This is a genomic window from Methylobacterium sp. 13MFTsu3.1M2 (assembly GCF_900112625.1).
In the GTDB taxonomy this organism is placed as follows: Bacteria; Pseudomonadota; Alphaproteobacteria; order Rhizobiales; family Beijerinckiaceae; genus Methylobacterium.
The window spans coordinates 90,009-111,032 of sequence record NZ_FOMM01000012.1 but is presented as its reverse complement, the minus strand read 5'-3'; the positions used below and the strand labels follow the sequence as shown (position 1 = coordinate 111,032).

Sequence of the window (21,024 nt, the reverse complement as noted above, 5' to 3'; positions counted from 1 at the left end):
GCCCGGCGATGCTCCTCGCCTGGGCCCTGTCCGTCCTCAATCCGGCGCCGCTTCCCCTGCGCCGGCTCGGCTATGTCCGCCAGAGCGGCCTGCTCCACGCCCGCTCGCGCCGCTGCCGGGCGGCCTGGGCGCCGCACCTCGCGCGGGCCCGGTCCGTGATCGCGGCGGCGGCCGAAGCGACCCGGCAGCGCCGGCACGCGGTGGTGCTGGGCTCGGGCCTGCTCGACGACGTGCCGCTCGACGCCCTCGCCCGCCTGTTCGACCGGGTCAGCCTCGTGGACGCCGTCCATCCCTGGCCGGCGCGCCTCGCCGCCCGCCGCGTCCCGAACGTCGCGCTGGCGACCGCGGAGATCAGCGCCGGTCTCGCGGGGGCCTGGGCCGACCTCTGCGCGGACGCCGACCTGATCGTCTCGGCGAATCTGCTGACGCAGATCCCGCTCCTCCCGATCGAGGCCCACGAGACTCGGGGCCGCGAGGCCCCCCCGCGACTCGGCGGGCACCTCGTCGAGACCCACCTGGCGGCGCTCGACGCGCTCGCCGGGCGCGTCGAGCGCGTCTGCCTGATCACCGACACGGTGCAGCGCGAGGAGGACCGGGCGGGCCGGACCGTCGACAGCGCCGACCTGTTGTTCGGGATCGCGCTGCCGCCCGCGCCGGAAGCCTGGGACTGGGAGATCGCGCCGTTCGGCGAGATCGGCCGGCGTCGCCGCCTGATCCACCGCATGCACGCCTACCCGGACTGGAAGGCCGCGCGACGGTCGCCTCGCTGAGCCGCAAATGAAGAAGGCCGCCCCGGTTCCCCGGAACGGCCTCGCTTCGACGTTATCCGCGATGTCGGATCACTCGGTCGGCACGTCCGCCGCCGGCGTGGTCGCGCCGCCCTCGTCAGCGGCGCTCTCGAAGCGCGGGCGCCGACGGCGGCGGGGCTTGGCGGCCGGAGCCTCGTCGGCCGCCGCCTCGGGCTCGGGAGCGCTCGACGGCTCGACCGCGGGCGCGGGGCGCGCAGGGGCCATCAGGAAGGCCGGCAGGCCCGTGGGCTCCTCGGCCTCCGCGGCGGGCGCGGCCTCGCGGCGGCGCTCGCGGCGCGGCGCGGCCTCGGCGCGGGGGGCCCGCTCCGGGCGAGCCTCGGGACGGGCCTCCTGCCGGGCCTCGGCGCGCGGGGCATCGCCGCGCCCGTTCTCGTAGCGGCCCTGGTCGCCGCGATTGTCCTGACGGTTGTCCGGACGCGCGTCCTGGCGGCCATCCTGCCGATTGTCCGGACGGTCCTGGCGATCCGGCCGGCCCTCGTGCCGCTCCTGGCGGTAGTCCGGACGGCCGTAATCCTGGCGGTCCTGACGATCCTGCCGGTTCTCCTGCCGGTTCTCCTGGCGATAATCCTGACGCTGGTAGTCCTGGCGCTGATAATCCTGACGCGGCTGGTCCTGGCGCCGGTAGTCCTGACGGCCGTTGTTGTCGAACCTGCGCTGGTCGCGGTTCTGGAACCGGTCGCGGCCCTGGCGGCCGTCCTGATTCCCGTCCGGACGGCTCTCGTAGGGCTGCGGCTGCTGGCCGGGATCGTTGTCGTCGTAGCCGTTATAGGCGTGACCGTTCTGCGACCCGCCATTGCCCTGGGCGTCGTCGTCGCCCTCGTCCATGTCGTCGTCGTAGGGACGACTGGCATAGCCACCGGTGTTAGCCGGTCGATTCTGGTCCTGCGCACCGGAGACAATACGGAAGTAGTGCTCGCCGTGCTGAAAGTAGTTTTCGGCGGCGACCGGATCGCCGGCGGCAAGGGCATCCCGCGCGAGCTGCGCGTACTTGTCGGCGATGTGCTGCGCGGTGCCGCGGATTTTGACGTCGGGACCGTTGGATTCGTAGGAGCGCGTCAGCGGATTCGGACCCTTCGGCCGGTTCCGGCCGCGCATCCGTCGATTCTGGTTTGGTCTCATCGGTCTGTTATGACCCTCGTTCACGCAAACGACTGTCTACGGAGGCGCCCAGGCGGATCTCGTGGCGCGAACCGGCCAAGCGCATCCGGCGGCGCCGCGCGTGGGACCGCTCTTCGGTCCGCGCGTCTGCCTGACCACCCCTCGAACCGGGCGCCCGGTGAAGGCCGCCGATCCTCAGTCGATTGTCAGGTTCAAATGTGTCGTCCCGCCGCGCTGGCACCGGCGCGTTCTGGTTCGACGGGTTAGGGGGATCAGCGAACCAATCGGCGACCCATGGTCACCACCGACCTTACAGCCGCCCGTCTTAACGGACGGTTCGCGATCTTCAAGCCGACTCTAGCGTTCCCCGGTTGATGCAACAAGCAATTTTTCGGTGCCGGGATGGTCGACCCAGACTTAGGCATCCCTGTGGCCGGATAAAAGACCCTCCGGCCGGTCGAAACACAGGACTCGGTCATGATCGGCAAGATCGCGGGTCAACCCGCGCTCGCGATAGCCGGCGGCGCGCGCGAGGTCCGTGACGGCCGCCGCCTGGTCGTAGCCGATCTCGAGCACGATCAGGCCGCCCGGGGCGAGACGCGCGCCCGCGCCGTCCAGGATCCGCCGGTAGGCGTCGAGTCCGTCGGTGCCGCCGTCGAGGGCGGCCTCCGGGTCGTGGCCGCGGACCTCGCGCGCCAGGGTCGCGATCACGGCGCGGGCGATGTAGGGCGGATTCGAGACCACGAGGTCGAAGCGGCCGCGCAGGGCGTCGCACCAGTCGCCGGCGACGAAGCGCGCCCGGTCGTCGACGGCGTTCAAGACAGCGTTGTCCCGGGCGACGCGCAGGGCGGCCTCGGAGCGGTCGAGCCCGACGCCGGTGGCCCGCGGCCGCTCGGACAGGAGGGCCGTCAGGATGCAGCCCGTCCCGGTCCCGAGGTCCAGGCAGCGGAGCGGCGCGGCGCGCTCGGGCCGCGCCGCCAGCGCGACCTCGACCAGGATCTCGGTGTCCGGGCGCGGCACGAGCGTGTCGGGGCCCAGCCGGAACGGCAGGCCCCAGAACTCCCAGGCGCCGAGGATGCGGGCGACCGGCTCGCCGGCGAGCCGCCGGGTCAGCGCCGCCGCGAGGGCGGCCGCACCCGCCGCGCCGACGCGGCGATCTCCCTCGATCAGCAGGTCGCGGGTCTCCAGGCCGAGGAGGCCGAGCAGCAGGAACCGGGCATCGCCCGCCGCCTCGGCGACGCCACCGGCGTGCAGGCGCGCCGTCAGCGCGCGCAGCGCCTCGCGGCGGGTCAGGTCCTGCATCACGTCCGGCGTCACGGCGCGGATCAGGCCATGCCCTCGGCGGCCAGCAATTCCGCCTGGTGCTCGGTGATGAGGGCGTCCACCACCTCGTCGAGGGCGGTCCCGGCCATCACCTCCTCGAGCTTGTAGAGGGTCAGGTTGATCCGGTGGTCGGTCACGCGGCCCTGCGGAAAGTTGTAGGTCCGGATCCGCTCGCTGCGGTCGCCGGAGCCGACCTGCGCCTTGCGGTCGGCCGCCCGGGCCGAATCCTTGGCGCTGCGCTCGGCGTCGTAGAGCCGCGCCCGCAGGAGCGCCATGGCACGGGCCCGGTTCTTGTGCTGCGACCGCTCCTCCTGGACGAAGACCACGATGCCGGTCGGCAGGTGCGTGATCCGGATCGCCGATTCCGTCTTGTTGACGTGCTGGCCGCCCGCGCCCTGGGCCCGCATCGTGTCGATCTTCAGGTCCGCGTCGTTGACGTGGATGTCGACCTCCTCGGCCTCCGGGAGCACCGCGACGGTGGCGGCGGAGGTGTGGATCCGGCCCTGCGTCTCGGTGTCGGGCACGCGCTGGACCCGGTGGGCGCCGCTCTCGAACTTGAGGCGGGCGAACACGCCCCGGCCCTTCACCTCGGCCACGACCTCGCGGAAGCCGCCGACCGTGCCCTCGCTCTCGGAGATCACCTCGACCCGCCAGCCCTTCGACTCGGCGTACTTCGCGTACATCCGGAACAGGTCGCCGGCGAACAGCGCGGCCTCGTCGCCGCCGGTCCCGGCGCGGACCTCCAGGATCGCGCTCTTCTCGTCGGCGGCGTCCTTGGGCAGGAGCAGCAGCTGGAGGCCCCGGTGGGCGGCCTCGAGCGCCTCCTGCGCCTCCGGCTTCTCCTCGGCGGCGAGGGCCCGCATCTCCGGATCCGTGCCGGGCTCGTCGATCAGGGCCTCGACGCCCGCGAGGTTCTCCAGGGCGGCGCGGTAGGCGCGGATCGCCGCCACGACCGGGTCGAGGTCGGACAGCTCGCGGGAGAGCTGGACCACCGTCTCGGGATCGATCTCGCCGGAGGCGAGCTGCGCGGTGACGATGTCGTGCCGCGCCAGGATGGCGTCGAGGCGCTCGGTGGGAAAGGGGATCATCGCCCGTGTTTCTGCAGGTCTGCGCGTGCGGTTGCGGGCCGGGCGCGCGTCTCGTCCTGCGGGACGGAGCTGCGTGGCTTGGAGGGTGTAGGACCCGGCAGGACGTCCCCCAAATCCACGCCTCGTCCGTCCGAGAGCGGAAGCCGCGGCGCGTCGACCGAAATCGTCGTGGCGTTGCCGTACAACCCCGGCCGAATGTTCGGCAAGGGTCGCGTTCGCGCTTAGATAGGGATGCCGTGCGCGTGCGCGAAGGCCGTCAGCGCCGGGCGCAGGGAATCGCCGTCGTGCATCCGCGCCATCTCGGCGTCGATCAGCGCGGCGATCGCGGCCGCGTCGAGGCTCAGCACCATCGCCTTGACCGGGCCGATGGCGGCCGGCGACATCGACAGCTGTCGGTAGCCGAGGCCGATCAGCGCCATGGCGTCGAGGGGCCGGCCGCCGATCTCGCCGCACACCGTCACCGGGCAGGAGGCCGCGTTGGCCCGCTCGGCGATCAGACGGAACGCGCGGAGCGCCGCGACGCTCAGCGGATCAAACCGGTCGGCGACCCGCCGGTTCTCGCGGTCCACCGCGAACAGGAACTGCATCAGGTCGTTCGAGCCGACCGAGAGGAAGTCGGCCTCCTTGGCGATCTCATCGATCTGGAACAGGAGCGACGGCACCTCGATCATCGCGCCGAGGCGGCAATCGGTCGGGAGCCGGTAGCCGTGGCGCTTGAGGTAGGCCTTCTCGCGCTCGACGATGCCGCGGGCGCGCACGAACTCGTCCACCGTGGCGACCATCGGGAACATGATCTTGAGCGGGTCGCCGTCGGCGGCCTTCAGGAGGGCGCGCAGCTGCATGCGCAGCAGCGCCGGCCGGTCGAGGCCGATGCGGATCGCCCGCCAGCCCAGCGCCGGGTTCTCCTCCTCGAGCTTGGCCATGTAGGGCAGGATCTTGTCGCCGCCGATATCGAGGGTGCGGACCGTGACGGACTTGCCGGCCGAGGCCGCGAAGACCTTGCGGTACAGCTCCTCCTGCTCGGCCGCCGACGGCATGCGCTGCGCCACCATGAACTGCAGCTCGGTGCGGAACAGGCCGACGCCCTCGGCCCCCGTCTCCTGCAGGTGGCTGAAATCCACCAGCAGGCCGGCGTTGAGGTGCAGGCCGACGCGCACGCCGTCGCGGGTCTGGGCCGGGACGTCGCGCAGCGCCCGGTACTGCTCCTGCCGGCGGGCGCGCAGGCGCACCATCTCGGCGTAGGCGGCCTCGACCTCGGGACCGGGCCGGACATGGATCTCGCCGGCCACGCCGTCGACGATGATCGCGTCGCCGGCATCGCACAGGGCGGTGGCGTTCTCGACCTCGCCCACAGCCGGGATGCCGAGCGCCCGGGCGACGATGGCGACGTGGCTGGTCGGACCGCCCTCCTCCAGGACGATGCCGCGCAGGGTCGAGGCCTCGTAGTCCAGGAGCGCCGCCGGCCCCATGGTGCGCGCCACGAGGATGGCGTTCTCGGGCAGCACCAGGGCGCCGGCCGCCTCAGGGCCGATGAGCGTGCGCAGGACGCGGTTGGCGAGGTCGTCGAGATCGTGCAGCCGCTCGCGCAGGTACGGATCCGATTGCCGCATCATCCGGGCGCGGTTGTCCGACTGGACCCGCTCGACCGCGGCCTCCGCGGTCAGGCCCGAGCCCACGGCCTCGCGCATCCGGCGGAGCCAGCCCTTGTCGTGGGCGAACATCCGGACGGTCTCGAGCACTTCGCGGGACTCCGCCGTGCCGATCCGGTCGCCGCGCTCCACCAAGGCGTCGATCGCCGAGCGGACCTCCTCGATCGCCGCGTCGAGGCGCGCGACCTCGCGCTCGACGTTCTCGGCGATCAGCGTCTTCACGACGACGCGGGGCTCGTGCAGCACCACGTAGCCGAGGCCGATCCCGTCCGCGAGGGCGATGCCCCGGGCCAGGACCGGGCGGCGGGCCGCGGTGCCGGCGTCCGGCGCGAGCCCCTCCAGCTCGCCCGACGCGATCATCTCCGAGAGCACCATGGCGGTGGTCTGGAGCGCCTCGATCTCCTCCTCGGAGTAGACGCGGTAGGTCTTGTTCTGGACCGTCAGCACGCCGAGCGTGTTGCCGGCGCGCAGGAGCGGGACGCCCAGGAAGGCGTGATAGGCCTCCTCGCCCGTCTCAGGCCGGTACGAGAAGGCCGGGTGGTTCTGGGCGTCCGAGAGGGAGAGCGGCTCCGCCGTGCGCGCGATGAGGCCGACGAGGCCCTCGTCGGTGCGCATGCGGGTCTGGTGCACCGCCTCGCGGTTCAGACCTTCCGTGGCGAACAGCTCGAGGGTGTTGTCGTCGCGCAGCACGTAGACCGAGCAGACCTCGGCCACCACGTTGGCGGCGATCAGGACGACGATGCGGTCGAGGCGCGCCTGGGGGCTGACCGGCTCCGCCATCGCTTCGCGGAGGCGGCGCAGCAGCAGGCGCGGGCCTCCGGGCGCAGCGGGCATCGGTTCGTCGTTCCAGCGTCGGTGAGCGGCCTTGGCGTCGACCACCCTGCAACCTTGGCGCCAGACCCGGGACGGCCGGCGCCGGATGGACCGAGTCGCTGGTCCCAGAGGCGTTCTGGGATCGGCGGATCGGCCCGTGACTGTTCAGTTCACACCACGCGCCCCGCTCGAACCCGCGTACCAGGCTCAGGCCTGATCCAGGCCGTATAGCGAGTGAAGCGTGCGCACGGCAAGCTCCGTATAGGCGGCGTCGATCAGCACGGAGAACTTGATCTCCGAGGTGGTGATCGCGCGGATGTTGATGCCCTTCTCGGCGAGCGCCCGGAAGGCCTTGGCGGCGACGCCCGCGTGGCTGCGCATGCCGACGCCGATCGCCGACACCTTCACCACGTCGGTGGCGCCCTCGATCTGCGCGTAGCCGATCTGCGCGCGGGCCTCGTCGAGGATCTTCCGGGCACGCTCGTACTCGGCGGACGGCACCGTGAAGGTCATGTCGGTGGTCGACTGGTCGCCCGACACGGTCTGGATGATCATGTCCACGTTGATGTTGGCATCCGCCAGCGGCCCGAAGATCGCGGCGGCGACGCCCGGGCTGTCCTTGACCTTGCGCAGGGTGATCTGCGCCTCGTCCCGGGAGAAGGCGATCCCGGTGATGATCTGCTGTTCCACGATGTCGTCCTCGTCGCAGATGAGGGTGCCCGGGCGCGCGGCGTCCGGCGGATCGAAGGAGGACCGGACCGTGGTCGGCACCCGGTGGACCATGGCGAGCTCCACCGAGCGGACCTGCAGCACCTTGGCGCCCAGCGAGGCCATCTCCAGCATCTCCTCGAAGGTGACCCGCTCCATGCGACGGGCCTTCGGGACGATGCGCGGATCGGTGGTGTAGACGCCGTCGACGTCCGTGTAGATGTCGCAGCGCTCGGCCCCGATCGCGGCCGCCACGGCCACCGCGGAGGTGTCGGAGCCGCCGCGGCCGAGCGTCGTCACCCGGCCGGTCTCGTCGTGGACGCCCTGGAAGCCGGCGATGACCGCGACCTCGCCCTTGGCGAAGCCCGCCTCGAGATTCTTCGGGTCGATGTCGGCGATGCGGGCCGAGCCGTGCGCGTCCGACGTCACGACCGGGATCTGCCAGCCCTGCCAGGAACGGGCCTTGAGCCCGTCCTTCTGCAGGGCGATCGCCAGGAGGCCGGCGGTGACGAGCTCGCCGGACGCCACGACGGCGTCGTACTCGCGCGGATCGTAAATCGGGTTCGCGTCCTTGACCCAGTCGACCAGTTCGTTGGTCTTGCCCGACATGGCGGACACGATCACGGCGACGTCGTAACCGGCCGCCACCTCGCGGGCGACGTGGCGCGCCACGTTGCGGATGCGGTCGACGTTGGCGACGGAGGTGCCGCCGAATTTCATCACCAGACGGGGCATGGTCTCTCGGTCGCGGGTTCCCGGTGGCGATTGGACGGGCCGCTGCAGCCCCGTCCGGACGGTGCCCGGCGGGTACAAGCGGCTCGTAGGAGTGTCAACAACCGGCCAAGCATGGCGCCCGCGCGCCGCGGCGACTTCCGGGCGATCGCCGTGCTAGAGCGCGGGCACGACGCGGCCACGACGCCGCGCGGCGGATCCCACCCGCCGGCATGAGGACGGAACACGCATGGACAGGTCAGCCACGGACCGGGTCACGGAAGGGTTCGTCGACCGCGGCGAGGTCGCGCGCTTCGACGCGCTCGCCGCCACGTGGTGGGACGAGACCGGTCCGATGCGCGTCCTGCACCGGTTCAATCCGGTGCGGCTCACCTACATCCGCGACGCCCTCTGCCGCAGGTTCGGCCGCGACCCGAAGGCACCCTTCCCCCTCGACGGGCTGACGATCTGCGACGTCGGCTGCGGCGGCGGCGTCCTCTCGGAGCCGCTGGCCCGGCTCGGCGCCCGGGTGACCGGCCTCGACCCGGCCGAGCAGAACGTCGCGGTGGCCCGGGCCCACGCCGAGTCGGCCGGGGTGCCGGTGGATTACCGCGGGCAGACCATCGAGGCGGTGGTCGCCGGCGGCGAGAGCTTCGACGCGGTGCTGATCATGGAGGTCGTCGAGCACGTCTCCGACATGCCGGCCTTCGTGCGGACCGCCTGCGCGGCGGTGAAGCCCGGCGGAATGCTGTTCGGAGCCACCCTCAACCGCACGCTGCGCTCCTTCGCGCTCGCCATCGTCGGGGCCGAGTACGTGCTCGGCTGGCTGCCGCGCGGCACGCACGACTGGGAGAAGTTCGTGACGCCGGACGAGCTCGCCCGCGCGATCCGGGCCGGCGGCCTCGACGTCACCGACACGGTCGGCGTCGTCTACAACCCGCTGACGGACGGGTGGCGGACCAGCCGCGACAAGGCGGTGAACTACATGGTCGCGGCCGAGCGGTCGGCGTGAACGGGTCGCCTCCTCCGCCGTTGCCATCGCGGCGGAGGAGGCGGCGATGCTCGAGAAGATTCCCGGTGTGCTCGGCGAGGCGCTGTCGGGGCTGAAGGCGGGCCTGGAGAAGACGACGTCCCGCGCGGACTTCCCCGACGTGCCAGAGACCGTGACGCTGTCGAGCCCGGCCTTCGCCGACGGGGCGAACCTGCCCGCGCGCTTCACGGCCGACGGCGCGGGCGTGTCGCCGCCCCTCGCCTGGAGCGGGCTGCCGGCGGGCACCGCCGCCCTCGTCCTCCTCGTGGAGGATGCGGGCAGCCCGACGCCCCGGCCGCTGGTCCATCTCATCGCCTGGTCGGTCCCGCCGGAGCCCGCCGGCCTGCCGGAGGGCGCGCTGCCGGGGCCCGGCCACGCGGGCACCGTGGAGGCCGTGGGCCGGAACAGCTTCCTGCGCGCGGAGTGGCTGCCGCCGGACCCGCCGACCGGCCACGGGCCTCACCCGTACCTGTTCCAGATCTACGCGCTGCGGCAGCCCCTCGCCCTCGCCGAGGCGCCGGGCCGCGGCGCGCTGATCGAGGCTATGCGCGGTCAGGTCCTCGCGAAGGGGATATTGACCGGCGTTTACCATCGTCCCTGATCCGGCCGATACCGGTGCGATACAGCTCAGCCCTGCAGAACTCGCGCGTTGTGCCGCATTCGTGATCTCAGTATTGTGTCGACCAACGAAGCGGTCTGGGCAGACCGCCTGAAAATGGCTGGAGATCGAGCCTGTGGGCGTCGGCGTGCGCACGAAGCGGCGGGGCGGCAGCAGTGTGGCGCGCGCGCTCGCTGTGTCGGATGTCGGGACTTGGACCTGGCACATCGCCGACGATGTTCTGCGGTGCGACCCCGTCGCCGCGACGATGCTGGGCCTGCCCAGGACGAAAAGCGGCAGCGGCACGACCTTCGGAAGCTTCCTGGACCGCATCCACCCGGAGGATCAGCGTCGGATCGCGTCGACCCTCGATGACCTCCGCCGGCAGGGCGGCCTGTACATCGCGCAGTACCGGACCGTCCCGGAGCCGGGCGAGGTCCGGTGGATCCTCGCGCGCGGCCGCTTCATCCTCGACGCGCAGGGCGGCGTCAGCGAGGCCCACGGGATCGTCATCGACGTGACCGAGTGCGGCCGCGACGGCTTCCTCGACGAATCCGCCTTCTGCGCCACCGACGTGGCGGCCGGCGGCATCGACCGGGTCGCCGAGATGGCCCTGGCCCTCTACAACGCCGCCGAGGACGGCCTGCCCCAGCTGGGGTTCGAGCGCCTGAAGCCGCTGCTCGACGTGCTGCTGCACGAGATCGGCCGGCAGCTCGTGCTGGCACCGGCGGTGCCGGATCTCGACAGGATTCACTGAGCCGCCCCCCTCCGCTCGATGCCCGGCGCGCCTTGCCTTCCAGGGGCGAATCCTGATATGGCCGCGCCATCCCGCGATGCGTGAGCCGTGATCGCCGGACGCGACCCCGCGTCCAGCCTCGTGACCACGTTCCCGACACCCTACACAACGGACGGCCCTCCGGGCTCGAGAGACCCATGAAGATCCGCAACTCCCTCAAGTCCCTGCGTGGCCGCCACCGCGACAACCAGCTCGTGCGCCGCAAGGGCCGGGTCTACGTGATCAACAAGACCCAGAAGCGCTTCAAGGCCCGCCAGGGCTGAGGCCGCTCCGCCCGGTCAGGCCGGGTCGGACGACGATCGACGTTGGGACGGCCGTACCCGAAGGGGCGCGGCCGTTTCCGCATGCGCGCGGCACCGCGGCACGTTGACGGATCCCGGGCCGGCGCACAGTCTGGCCGCATGACGCCGACCCGCCTCCTCGCCGCCCTGGTCTGCCTGTCGGCCCTCGCCCTGGACGTCCCGGCGGCGCGGGCGGCCCCGGAGGCCGGGCGTTCCGGCCGCGCCGCCCCCGAGGGGAAGCCGGCGCCCAAGCCGCCGAGCCTCGACGACCTGTTCGCCCGCCTGCGCGCCAGCGAGGATCCGGCCGAGGCCAAGGGCATCGCCCGGCTGATCGAGCGGCGCATGGCCGGGTCGGGCAGCCCGACCGCCGACCTCCTCACCGACCGCGCCCGTCAGGCGGTCACCGCACACGACTTCCCCCTGGCGGCCGAGCTGATGGACCGCGTCACCGCCCTCGAGCCGAACTGGTCGGAGGGCTGGAACCGGCGCGCGACGGTGTTCTGGCTCCTGTCCGACAAGGACGACGCCCTGGCGGACCTGCAGCGGGCCCTGGTGCTGGAGCCGCGCCACTTCGAGGCCTGGGCCGCGATGGGCCGGATCTACGAATCGCTCGACGACAAGGCGCGGGCGCTCGCCGCCTTCCGGCGGGCGCGGGCGCTCTACCCGCAGATGGAGAAGATCGGCGAGGCGATCAACCGCCTCACTCCGGAGGTCGACGGCCGCGACCTGTGAGCCGGGTGACCGCCGTCCTCCTCACCCTCCTGGCCCTGCCCCTCGCCCTCGCCGGGCTCGTCCTCGCGGCCGGCGCGCTGGCGACGCTAATCATCACCCTGCGGGTCGGCGCAGCCAACCCGCCGGCCGGCCCGTTCGTGGCGGTGACCGGCGGCCGGCTCGCGACCCTGCAGGACGGACCGGCCGACGGGCCGCCCGTCGTGCTCCTGCACGGCGCCTCGGCCAACGCGTCGGATCCGATGGAGGGGATCGGCCGCCGGCTCGCGGCGCGGGGTTTCCGGGTCATCGCGTTCGACCGGCCGGGCTTCGGCTGGAGCGACCGGATCGGCGGCGGCGACGCCGCGCCCCCGGCCGCGCAGGCCGCCCTGATCGCCGAGGCACTGGAACGGATGGGTGTCGGCCCGGCGCTCGTCTTCGGCCATTCCTGGGCCGGCGCCCTCGCCCTGGCCCTCGCCCTGGGCCACCCGGACAGGGTCTCGGCCCTCGCCCTCGCGGCGCCGGTGGCGATGCCCATGCCGGACCGGATGCCCGATCTGCCCTGGTACTGGCGGCTCGCCGTGACCCCGCCGGTGGCGTGGCTGCTCAGCCGGACGGTCGGGCCGCCCATCGCGCGACACTTCCTGCCCGAGGCGGCGCGCCGGGTCTTCCAGCCGCAACCGCCGCGGGAAGATTACCCGGACTTGGCGCGGTCGGACCTGGTCCTGCGGCCCGGAACGCTCCTCGCCAACGTCCAGGACCTGCTCGGCCTGCCGCGCGCCCTCGCGGCGCAGAGCCCGCGCTACGGCGCGATCCGCATGCCCACCCTGGTGATTTCCGGCGAGGCGGACCCGATCGTCCGCGCCGACACGCAGGCGGTGCCGCTGGCCCGCGCGATCCCCGGCGCGCGGCTGGTTCTGCTGCCGGGCATCGGCCACATGCTCCAGTACGTCGCCGCCGATCGAGTCGCCGAGGAGGTCGCCCGGCTGGCCGGCGCGACGGGCGCGGCCGGTCCGGAGCCGGCCGTCGCGCACTGACGCGCCGGCCGGTCCCGCTCTCCTATCCGGGTGCGGTCACGCCTTCTCGGCGTGCTCGCGGGTGATGAAGGTCAGCCGCACGAGGTTGGTGGCGCCCGGCGTGCCGAACGGCAGGCCGGCCACGACGATCACCCGGTCCCCCACGGCAGCGAACTTCTCGCGCACCGCGAACTTGGCGGCGCGGAACGACATGTCGTCCACGTCGCTCGCGTCCTTGGTGACGATCGGGTGCGTGCCCCAGGCCAGGGCGAGGCGGCGGGCGGTCTCGCGCCGCGGCGTCAGCGCGATCACGGTGGCGTTCGGGCGCTCGCGCGACAGGCGCAGGGCCGTCGAGCCGGAATTGGTCCAGGCCATGATCGCGTCGAGGCTCAGCGCGTCGACCATCTGGTGCGCCGCCGCCGCGATGGCGTCGGCGGCCGTCTCGTCGGGGGTCGCGCTCTGCGCCCGGATGATCGACCAGTAGATCGCGTCCCGCTCCACCTGCTCGGCGATGCGGTTCATGGTCTCCACGGCCCCGATCGGGTGGGCGCCCGAGGCGCTCTCCGCGGAGAGCATCACGGCGTCCGCCCCTTCGTAGACCGCCGTGGCGACGTCGGAGACCTCGGCCCGGGTCGGCACCGGCGCGGTGATCATCGATTCGAGCATCTGGGTGGCGACGACCACCGGCTTGCCGTAGCGCCGGGCGCCGCGGGTGATGCGCTTCTGCACGCCCGGCACCTGCTCCAGGGGCATCTCCACGCCGAGGTCGCCGCGGGCAACCATCAGCCCGTCGGAGATCTCGATGATCTCGTCGAGGCGCGCCAGCGCCTGCGGCTTCTCGATCTTGGCCATCACGAGGGCGCGGCCGGCGCAGACCTTCTTCACCTCGGCCACGTCCTCGGGCCGCTGGACGAACGAGACGGCGATCCAGTCGGCGCCGGCGTTCAGGCCGGCATCGAGGTCGGCCCGGTCCTTGTCGGTCATCGCCGGCACCGGGATCACGGTGTGCGGCAGGGACACGCCCTTCCGGTTCGAGATCCGGCCGCCGACCTCGACGCGGGTCACGGCCCGGTTGTGCGCCGTCTCGAGCACGGTCAGCCGCAGCTTGCCGTCGTCGACCAGGATGGCGTGGCCCGGCTCCAGCGCCTCGAGGATCTCCGGATGCGGCAGGTGGCAGCGCGCGGCGTCGCCGGGGGTCGGGTCGCCGTCGAGCACGAAGGTGGCACCGGCCTCGATCATCGCGGCACCCTCCGCGAAGGTGCCGAGCCGCAGCTTGGGTCCCTGCAGGTCGACCAGGATGCCGATCGGCCGCTTGGCCTCGCGCTCGATGGTGCGGATCGCCTCCACCTTCTCGGGCAGCTTCTCGCGCGGCAGGTGGCTCATGTTGAGCCGGAATACGTCGACGCCCGCGCGGAACAGCCGCTCGATCATCTCCGGCGAATCGGAGGCCGGACCGAGGGTGGCGACGATCTTCGTGCGGCGTGACCGTTTCAAGCGTATTTCCTCCGTGTTCTCGTTGCCGCGCGGCGTCGAGCGCCGGCGGTTGAAAGATCTGGCTCAGGGAGCGCAGATCGGCTGTGAGCATCTCGGGCCGGACAGCGTCAAGACCGCAGTCTCGGCCGCCGCCTTCACATTACGGTTTCGCCGGCGCGTCCGGCCGGTTCGGATCCGTGAGCTGGATGGTCCAGCTCTTCTGCTCGCCGGTGTCGACTTCGAAGAAGCCGTTGCGGTCGTAGCCGCGGGCGAGACAATCCTCGATGCCGCGAATCGTGAACTCCGAATCGCGGGTGCACATCAGCGAACGGCCGCTCCACTCGCCGCCGCGCGTGTAGTCGACCGCGAAGACGTAGTAGAACCGCGCCGCCAGCGCGCCCTTGAGCAGCGTCTCGCAGGCCTTCGGCGCGAGATCCCACCAGCCCTCCGTCACCCAGCCCTGGGGATCGCGGTAGCCCAGCGAGATCCCGACCTTGCTGGCGGTCTGGTTGCACAGGCGCAGGTCCGCCTTGGCGGGGCTCGCGCCGAGGAGCGCGAGGCCGAGGACCGTGACTGCCGGGAGGAGCTGAGCCGCCGAGACGCGAGAGCTAATTGACGAGGATGATGCGGCAGTCGTTGACATTGGTACAGGTCGGACCGGGGTTCACGAGGTCGCCGAGGGCCGCGAAGAAGGCGGTGGAGTCGTTCTGCTCCAGCATCGCGGCCGGGTCGAGGCCGGCGGCCCGGGCCCGTTCGAGGGTCGTGGGGTCGACGAGGCCGCCCGCCGGGTCGGTGGCGAGGCCCCGCCCGCCGTCGGTCCCGTCGGTGTCGGCGCTGATGCCGAAGATGCCGGGCTCGCCGTCGAGCGCGACCGCCAGCGCCAGGGCGTATTCCTGGTTCGGGCCGCCATGGCCCTCGCCGCGGATGGTGACGGTGAGCTCGCCGCCGGAGATCAGCGCGACGCGCTTGCCGGCCGCCTTGTGGCGCTTGGCCTCGGCCGCGTGCTCGGCCGCGACCTCGCGGGCCTCGCCCTCCAGGTCGGCGCCCAGGAGGATCGGCTCGTAGCCGGCCGCGCGGGCCGCCTCGGCGGCGGCGTTCAGGGCGTCGATCGGCCGGGCGATGATGCGGTACTCGGCGCGGGCGAAGGCGGGATCGCCGGCCTTCGGCGTCTCGTTGTTGGGGTCGTTCAGGAGGCGCACCGCCTCCTCGGGCAGCGGGATGCCGCGCTTCTCGCAGATGGCCCGGGCATCGGCCAGGGTCGACGGATCGGGCACGGTCGGCCCGGAGGCGATCACCGCCGGATCGTCGAAGGGCACGTCGGAGATCGCCAGCGTCAGGACGCGCCGGGCATTGCGGGCCGCGAGGGCCAGGCGGCCGCCCTTGATCCGCGAGATGTGCTTGCGCACCGTGTTGATCTCGCCGATCGGCGCGCCGGACCGGAGCATCGCCCGGGTGATCGCCTGCTTCTCGATCAGCGTGAGGTCGCCGGCGGGGGCGATCCAGTTGGCCGAGCCGCCGCCCGAGAGCAGCACCAGGACCTCGTCGTCGGGCCCGGCCTCGGTGGCGAGCCGCAGCGCTTCGCGGGTCGCCGAGATGCCGGCCTCATCGGGGACCGGGTGGCCCGCCTCGACCATGTGGATCCCCGGCGCTTCCTGCCCGTAGCCGTGCCGCGCCACCGCGAGGCCGACGATCCGGTCGTCACCGAGCCCGTGCTTCTGCCGGTAGAAGCGGCTCGCCACGGCGCTCATGCTGCCCGCGGCCTTGCCGGCGGCCAGGATGATCAGGCGGCCCGGGCTCGGCTCCGGCAGGTGCGGCGGCAGGCAGAGATCCGGATGGGCGGCGCGGATCGCGGCCGTGAGGATCGAATCGAGGAGCGCGCGCTGGTCCCGGGTGGCCGCGTCGGTGACGGGCGGAACGGTGTCGGTCATGGCGTCGAACGGGCTCCTCTCTCCATTGTGTCGCGCGATCCCCGCCCGTTTCTTCCCTGGGCGGCGGGCCCGTTTCTTGCCGTGAGCGCACGATCCTTGATAGGTGATCTGCCCGAGCGGCCGCGCGACGGCAAGCGCCATCGGTGCCCTCGCACAGATCTGAAGACCTCTCTGAAGACCTCGGAGCCCCGTGACCCGTCCGGAGACAGAATCGGCCGTCCCGCCCGCGCATCCCTGCGAGATCATCCCCGGCGACCCCGCCTGCGGCCTCGTCATCGCCTGCGACCACGCCTCGAACTTCGTGCCGCCGGACATCGCGCTCGGCGTGCCCGCGTCGGAATACGCCCGGCACATCGCCTACGACATCGGCGCGGCGGCGGTGACGCGGAGCCTCGCGGCGCAGCTCGGCGCCCCGGCGATCCTGACGAACTTCTCCCGCCTCATCATCGACCCGAATCGCGGGCGCGCCGATCCGACCCTGGTGATGCGCCTGTCCGACGGCGCCGTCGTGCCGGGCAATGCCCGGATCGACGAGGCCGAGAAGCAGGCCCGGATCGCGCGGTTCTACGCGCCGTTCGACGCGGCCATCGACGACGCGATCGCCGCCGCGCAGGCTGCGGGCCGGCCGCCCGTGCTCCTGACCATGCACAGCTTCACGCCCTACTGGCGCGGAATCGCGCGGCCCTGGCAGGTCGGGATCCTGTACGACCGGGACGACCGCTTCGCCCGCCCGCTGATCCGCGCGCTGGAGTCCGATCCGGCCGGGCTCACCGTCGGCGACAACGCGCCCTACGGCGGCGGCCTGCCGGGCGACACGATCGACCGCCACGCCACGGCGCGGGGCCTCGCGAACGCCCTGGTGGAGATCCGCCAGGACCTGATCGCCGGCGCGGACGGCCAGGCGGAGTGGGCGGCGCGCTTCGCCCGCGTGCTGCGCCCGCTGCTCGCGGCTTGATCTCCGCCGGGCCGACCCCGAAATCGGGTGTGGCCCGCCCGACCCGAAGAGAGTTGCGACCGATGAGTGAGATCGATCCGAGGACCCAGACGGAACTCGAGGCCGCGGTCTTCCGCCGCCTCGTCGCGCATCTGCGCAACCGGACGGATGTGCAGAACATCGACCTGATGAACCTGGCGGGCTTCTGCCGGAACTGCCTGTCGAACTGGCTGAAGGACGCCGCCGACGAGACGGGCGTCGCACTGACCAAGGACGCGAGCCGCGAGGCGGTCTACGGGATGCCCTACGCCGAGTGGAAGGCGCGCTTCCAGACGGAGGCGAGTGCGGAGCAGCAGGCGGGCTTCTCGGCCGCGCAGGCCAAGGACCATTGATGCGGCGGCCGGACGGCGGCGAATCGGCTAAGCTTCCGGTAAGGCGGGCCCGTTAACCACGGGTCCAGGGCGCAACCGCGCCGTGCATTCGGGAGAGCCCCATGAACGCCCATTCGATGCCCACCGCCGCGCAGCGGCCCGGCGGCGACGTCTCGTCGGCCGAGGGTGTGGCCGCCGACGAGCTGAAGCAGTTCATCGAGCGCCTGGAGCGCCTCGAGGAGGAGAAGGCCGGCATCATGGGCGACATCAAGGAGGTGTTCGCCGAGCTGAAGGGCCGGGGCTTCGACGCGAAGGCCGTCCGGACGATCCTGCGCATCCGCAAGCAGGACCACAGCGAGCGCCAGGAGCAGGAGGCGATCCTCGAGCTCTACATGCAGGCACTCGGCATGGCGTAGCCGGAACGGGCGGCGAGAAGTCCGCCCGGTCCGCGCCTGCCGCATCCGACGGAGCCGCACAGCGGTGTTCGACGAGGCGACGGTCGGTAACAGCGATCGGGCGTCGGTGAACCGCCCCCCGGCCCGCTTCGGGCCGTCGATGGCCGGGATGGTCGCGGCGCTCAAGGGGCTGCCGCGAAGCCTCTCGGCGATGAGGAGCCGGACCGAGCACGCAGTGCGGACACGTCGCGGACGGAAGCTCCGCGCGACCGATCCGCGTCACGATCCCGAGCCGTGACGGACGCGTGACGGATCCTCGGGACCGTGTCCCGAGGATCCGCCGGACAGAGCCCCCTCCCCCAGCGGGAGAGGAAACAGTCTCAGGCGGCGCGCTCGGCGCGGTTCAGCAGCTTGCGATTGACCAGCACCTCGGCGATCTGGATCGCGTTGAGGGCCGCGCCCTTGCGCAGGTTGTCCGAGACGCACCAGAAGTTCAGGCCGTTCTCCACCGTCGCGTCCTCGCGGATGCGCGAGATGTAGGTCGCGTCCTCGCCGGCCGCCTCGTGGGGGGTCATGTAGCCGCCGTTCTCGCGCTTATCGATCACCAGCACGCCGGGGGCGGCGCGCAGGATCTCGGTCGCCTTCTCGGCCGTGAGCGGCTGCTCGAACTCGACGTTCACCGATTCCGCGTGACCGATGAAGACCGGCACGCGGACGGCGGTCGCCGTCAGCTTGATCTTCGGGTCGAGCATCTTCTTGGTCTCGGCGACCATCTTCCACTCTTCCTTCGTGTAGCCATCCTCCATGAACACGTCGATGTGGGGGATGACGTTGAAGGCGATGCGCTTCGTGAACTTGCCGCCCTGCTTGATCTCGCCGGCGGTGAACACGGCGCGGGTCTGATTGAACAGCTCGTCCATCGCCTCCTTGCCGGCGCCGGAGACCGACTGGTAGGTCGACACGACGACGCGCTTGATCGTGGCCGCCTCGTGGAGGGGCTTCAGGGCGACGACCAGCTGCGCGGTCGAGCAGTTCGGGTTGGCGATGATGTTGCGCTTGGTGAAGCCCACCACCGCGTCGGCGTTCACCTCGGGCACGATCAGCGGCACGTCGGCGTCGTAGCGGAACGCCGACGAGTTATCGATGACCACGCAGCCCTGCTGGCCGATGCGGGGCGACCACTCCTTCGACGCCTCGCCGCCGGCCGACATCAGGCAGATGTCGGTGTCGGAGAAGTCGTACGTGTCCAGCGTTTTGACCTTGAGCGTCTTGTCGCCGTAGGAGACTTCCTGACCCTGGCTGCGGCGCGAGGCCAGCGCCACGACCTCGTCGGCGGGGAAAGCCCGCTCGGCCAGGATATCGAGCATCTCGCGGCCCACGTTGCCCGTGGCGCCGACGACGGCGACCTTGTAACCCATCTCTCGTCTCCGCGCGGAAAACCCCGACCGATCCGGGTGCCGCGCCTGTGCCAGTACAATCGGCCGAAGGATCGTTCGTGCCGGACGCGCCCGCCAAACGAGCGCGGCCGCAGACCCCGTCCTCCGCGGAGGTGGGGGCGACGGCCGGGTCGAGCAAGGCGCGCAAGGGCGCGCGCTGTCAAGGCCGCCGACGGCGCAACACTCGATTCACCCTGCCTCCGGAAACCCGGTGACGGCCTCGGGCCGGCAGAGGGAATTCAATCCTTCGGCGCGACGCTGGCGTCCACCCCGCGGCCTCCCGCCGCCACGGAGCACGCCCCTGACCGGAACAGCGCCCCTCGTCGATCGGATCGGGCTCGGCGTGCCGGGCGGCCGGGCCGCGCGCGCGCCGTACGCCCCGGTCTCCCCGGGATCTCTCGGCCTGCGCATTGCCCTCGCCGCGGCGGCGATTGCCGTCCTGTGGGCCCTCCCCCGCTGGCCCGGCGAGACCTCGACCTCCGCGCCCGCGCCGCCGCCGGCCGCGGAGACCGCCTTCGTCCCGTCGGTTCAGGCCTCGCCGGCACCGCCCGCGGCCTCGGTCGCCCAGTTCGGGCTCGCGGAACCCGGGCTCGATCCGGTGCGCGTGTCCGCCCGCGTCGATCCGCGGACCGGGCTGCGCGAGGACACCCTCATCCGGGGCGACGTCGCGGCGATCGAGGCGCCGGCCCTGCGCGTCCAGCTCACCCGCGGGCCCCGCTCGGGCGCACCGCCGACGCTCTTCGTGCTCATGGCCCGGCGCGCCGCGAACGGTCCGGCCCTCGACCGGCCGGCCCTGGCGGTGGCCCGGACCGGCGCCCGCGATCAGATCCGCACGAAGTTCGGTGCGGTCGAGACCCTGGAGGTGACCTTCGCGGGCCCCGCGCAGCGGACCTGCACCGGCTTCGTCACGCGCGACACGGCTTTCCAGCTCGACGGATGGCTCTGCGCGCCCCTCGCGCGCCCGCCAGAGCCGCAGGCCCTCGGCTGCATGCTCGACGCGCTGAGCCTCGTCGACCTCGCCGATGCCGCCACGACGGCGGCCTTCTCGGTCGCGCCCGATCCGGCGGGCGCGTGCCCGGCATCGGCCGCGACAGAGCCTCCCGGGAGGGTCGGATCGTTAATCCGGCGGCCGCAAAATAAAAAATGAGGCCGGAGTGTGGCAAAACGCACAAGCTCAGCCATAAGGGCGGAACAACAGCCTCGCCCAAGCGTCTTATCGTCAAAGGCGGCGAACTGTTAAGCTTCGGTCGCCATACTGATGGCACTCAAGGACAAGGTTGGCCATGCGCTCGCTCAAGATCGCCCTTCTCGGCGTCGTCGCCGCCACCGGCCTCGGCGCTCTGGCCTCCGCGCCCGCCCAGGCTCAGGATGGCTACGTCCCCGGCCCGATCTACCGGGTCAGCCGGCCGCTCCCGATCCGCGTGCGCCCGCGCAGCTGGCTCGATGCCGGCAATGTGCCGCTGACCTCGAACGTTCCGGGCGCCGGCGGCTCGCGCAACCCGGCCCTGAACCCCTACCTGATCGCGGCGTCCAACCAGCTGACCCCGCCCTACGGCCCGACGGACCGCTTCGGCCGCGGCATCCTGCCGGATCCGATCACCAACGGGCCGTTCATCGGCGCCCGCTCCTCGGCGATCCGCAACGTCGACCTCTCCTTCGTCGACCGGCTGGACCCGACCTCGCCGCTCTACGGCCGCCCCTACTGAGCGGCCCGACAAGGCAGCATCACGTTTACGAAGCGCGGGTCCTCGGGCCCGCGTTTTTCGTTGGCGGGCATGCCCGGCCACGCCTTCACCGGGGCCCGATATCCTGTATGCCAAGTGCCGCGGGAGCGCGTGGGCTGCCGAGACCGGGAACTG

General features: G+C 72.3%; 21 protein-coding genes. 12 read left to right on the top strand and 9 right to left on the bottom strand.

Annotation, left to right across the window (positions count from 1 at the left end):
* Positions 1-8: 8 nt before the first annotated feature.
* Positions 9-770, top strand: a complete 762-nt coding sequence (locus BM314_RS13260; RefSeq protein WP_091978407.1) for a hypothetical protein — start codon at positions 9-11, stop codon at positions 768-770.
* A 69-nt stretch (positions 771-839) separates the two neighbouring features.
* Here BM314_RS13260 and BM314_RS13255 read toward each other — a convergent pair whose 3' ends face one another.
* The 5 genes from BM314_RS13255 to BM314_RS13235 form a co-directional block, all read right to left on the bottom strand.
* Positions 840-1,904 (bottom strand): DUF4167 domain-containing protein, encoded by a 1,065-nt coding sequence (locus BM314_RS13255; RefSeq protein ID WP_091978406.1) that lies wholly within the window; start codon positions 1,902-1,904, stop codon positions 840-842.
* Between the two features lie 420 nt (positions 1,905-2,324).
* Positions 2,325-3,224, bottom strand: coding sequence for a peptide chain release factor N(5)-glutamine methyltransferase (gene prmC, locus BM314_RS13250; protein WP_091978405.1), 900 nt, complete (start codon positions 3,222-3,224; stop codon positions 2,325-2,327).
* An 8-nt stretch (positions 3,225-3,232) separates the two neighbouring features.
* Positions 3,233-4,318 (bottom strand): peptide chain release factor 1, encoded by a 1,086-nt coding sequence (prfA, locus tag BM314_RS13245; RefSeq protein ID WP_020091507.1) that lies wholly within the window; start codon positions 4,316-4,318, stop codon positions 3,233-3,235.
* Positions 4,319-4,539: 221 nt separating this feature from the next.
* Entirely contained in the window at positions 4,540-6,801 is a 2,262-nt protein-coding gene (ptsP, locus tag BM314_RS13240; protein ID WP_020091506.1) for a phosphoenolpyruvate--protein phosphotransferase, read from the bottom strand.
* A 186-nt stretch (positions 6,802-6,987) separates the two neighbouring features.
* On the bottom strand, positions 6,988-8,223 hold the full coding sequence (locus tag BM314_RS13235) for an aspartate kinase (protein WP_056521840.1): 1,236 nt from the start codon (positions 8,221-8,223) through the stop codon (positions 6,988-6,990).
* A gap of 226 nt (positions 8,224-8,449) precedes the next feature.
* Here BM314_RS13235 and ubiG point away from each other — a divergent pair, with 226 nt between their 5' ends.
* The 6 genes from ubiG to BM314_RS13205 all read left to right on the top strand — a co-directional run bounded on the left by ubiG (position 8,450) and on the right by BM314_RS13205 (position 12,649).
* The gene (gene ubiG / locus BM314_RS13230) at positions 8,450-9,211 is read left to right on the top strand and encodes a bifunctional 2-polyprenyl-6-hydroxyphenol methylase/3-demethylubiquinol 3-O-methyltransferase UbiG (RefSeq protein ID WP_042675225.1); all 762 of its coding nucleotides are present in this window, start codon (positions 8,450-8,452) and stop codon (positions 9,209-9,211) included.
* Between the two features lie 46 nt (positions 9,212-9,257).
* Complete coding sequence (locus tag BM314_RS13225) at positions 9,258-9,830, top strand: YbhB/YbcL family Raf kinase inhibitor-like protein (protein WP_091978404.1); 573 nt, start codon at positions 9,258-9,260, stop codon at positions 9,828-9,830.
* Positions 9,831-10,005: 175 nt separating this feature from the next.
* The gene (locus BM314_RS13220) at positions 10,006-10,584 is read left to right on the top strand and encodes a PAS domain-containing protein (protein ID WP_244539930.1); all 579 of its coding nucleotides are present in this window, start codon (positions 10,006-10,008) and stop codon (positions 10,582-10,584) included.
* Between the two features lie 176 nt (positions 10,585-10,760).
* On the top strand, positions 10,761-10,886 hold the full coding sequence (gene ykgO / locus BM314_RS13215; protein ID WP_003601867.1) for a type B 50S ribosomal protein L36: 126 nt from the start codon (positions 10,761-10,763) through the stop codon (positions 10,884-10,886).
* 138 nt (positions 10,887-11,024) lie between these two features.
* Positions 11,025-11,636 (top strand): tetratricopeptide repeat protein, encoded by a 612-nt coding sequence (locus BM314_RS13210; RefSeq protein WP_091978402.1) that lies wholly within the window; start codon positions 11,025-11,027, stop codon positions 11,634-11,636.
* Complete coding sequence (locus tag BM314_RS13205) at positions 11,633-12,649, top strand: alpha/beta fold hydrolase (RefSeq protein WP_091978401.1); 1,017 nt, start codon at positions 11,633-11,635, stop codon at positions 12,647-12,649. Before BM314_RS13210 ends, BM314_RS13205 begins: the two co-directional genes overlap by 4 nt.
* 36 nt (positions 12,650-12,685) lie before the next feature.
* On the opposite strand, the gene pyk is transcribed toward BM314_RS13205, so the two are convergent.
* The 3 genes from pyk to BM314_RS13190 form a co-directional block, all read right to left on the bottom strand.
* Complete coding sequence (gene pyk, locus BM314_RS13200) at positions 12,686-14,122, bottom strand: pyruvate kinase (protein ID WP_056521857.1); 1,437 nt, start codon at positions 14,120-14,122, stop codon at positions 12,686-12,688.
* A gap of 139 nt (positions 14,123-14,261) precedes the next feature.
* Entirely contained in the window at positions 14,262-14,744 is a 483-nt protein-coding gene (locus BM314_RS13195) for a DUF1036 domain-containing protein (RefSeq protein ID WP_170868104.1), read from the bottom strand.
* Positions 14,710-16,029: a glycerate kinase type-2 family protein gene (locus BM314_RS13190; RefSeq protein ID WP_091978400.1), complete on the bottom strand. Its 1,320-nt coding sequence runs from the start codon at positions 16,027-16,029 to the stop codon at positions 14,710-14,712. Before BM314_RS13190 ends, BM314_RS13195 begins: the two co-directional genes overlap by 35 nt.
* Before the next feature lie 190 nt (positions 16,030-16,219).
* Between BM314_RS13190 and BM314_RS13185 the strand changes: the two genes are divergently transcribed.
* The 3 genes from BM314_RS13185 (at position 16,220) to BM314_RS13175 (ending at position 17,750) form a co-directional block, all read left to right on the top strand.
* Entirely contained in the window at positions 16,220-16,984 is a 765-nt protein-coding gene (locus BM314_RS13185; protein ID WP_091978399.1) for an N-formylglutamate amidohydrolase, read from the top strand.
* A 62-nt stretch (positions 16,985-17,046) separates the two neighbouring features.
* Positions 17,047-17,355: a DUF1244 domain-containing protein gene (locus BM314_RS13180; protein ID WP_091677964.1), complete on the top strand. Its 309-nt coding sequence runs from the start codon at positions 17,047-17,049 to the stop codon at positions 17,353-17,355.
* 116 nt (positions 17,356-17,471) lie between these two features.
* Positions 17,472-17,750: a DUF2312 domain-containing protein gene (locus tag BM314_RS13175; RefSeq protein WP_026604676.1), complete on the top strand. Its 279-nt coding sequence runs from the start codon at positions 17,472-17,474 to the stop codon at positions 17,748-17,750.
* 359 nt (positions 17,751-18,109) lie between these two features.
* Here BM314_RS13175 and BM314_RS13165 read toward each other — a convergent pair whose 3' ends face one another.
* Positions 18,110-19,147 carry an aspartate-semialdehyde dehydrogenase gene (locus BM314_RS13165; RefSeq protein WP_091978397.1) on the bottom strand — a complete coding sequence of 346 codons (1,038 nt, stop codon included), beginning with the start codon at positions 19,145-19,147 and terminating at the stop codon, positions 18,110-18,112.
* A gap of 361 nt (positions 19,148-19,508) precedes the next feature.
* On the opposite strand from BM314_RS13165, the gene BM314_RS13160 reads away from it, so the two are divergent.
* Together BM314_RS13160 and BM314_RS13155 are read left to right on the top strand one after the other, a co-directional pair.
* Positions 19,509-20,312: a hypothetical protein gene (locus BM314_RS13160; protein WP_091978396.1), complete on the top strand. Its 804-nt coding sequence runs from the start codon at positions 19,509-19,511 to the stop codon at positions 20,310-20,312.
* 136 nt (positions 20,313-20,448) lie between these two features.
* Positions 20,449-20,871 carry a hypothetical protein gene (locus BM314_RS13155; RefSeq protein ID WP_020091493.1) on the top strand — a complete coding sequence of 141 codons (423 nt, stop codon included), beginning with the start codon at positions 20,449-20,451 and terminating at the stop codon, positions 20,869-20,871.
* The last annotated feature ends 153 nt before the right edge of the window (positions 20,872-21,024 follow it).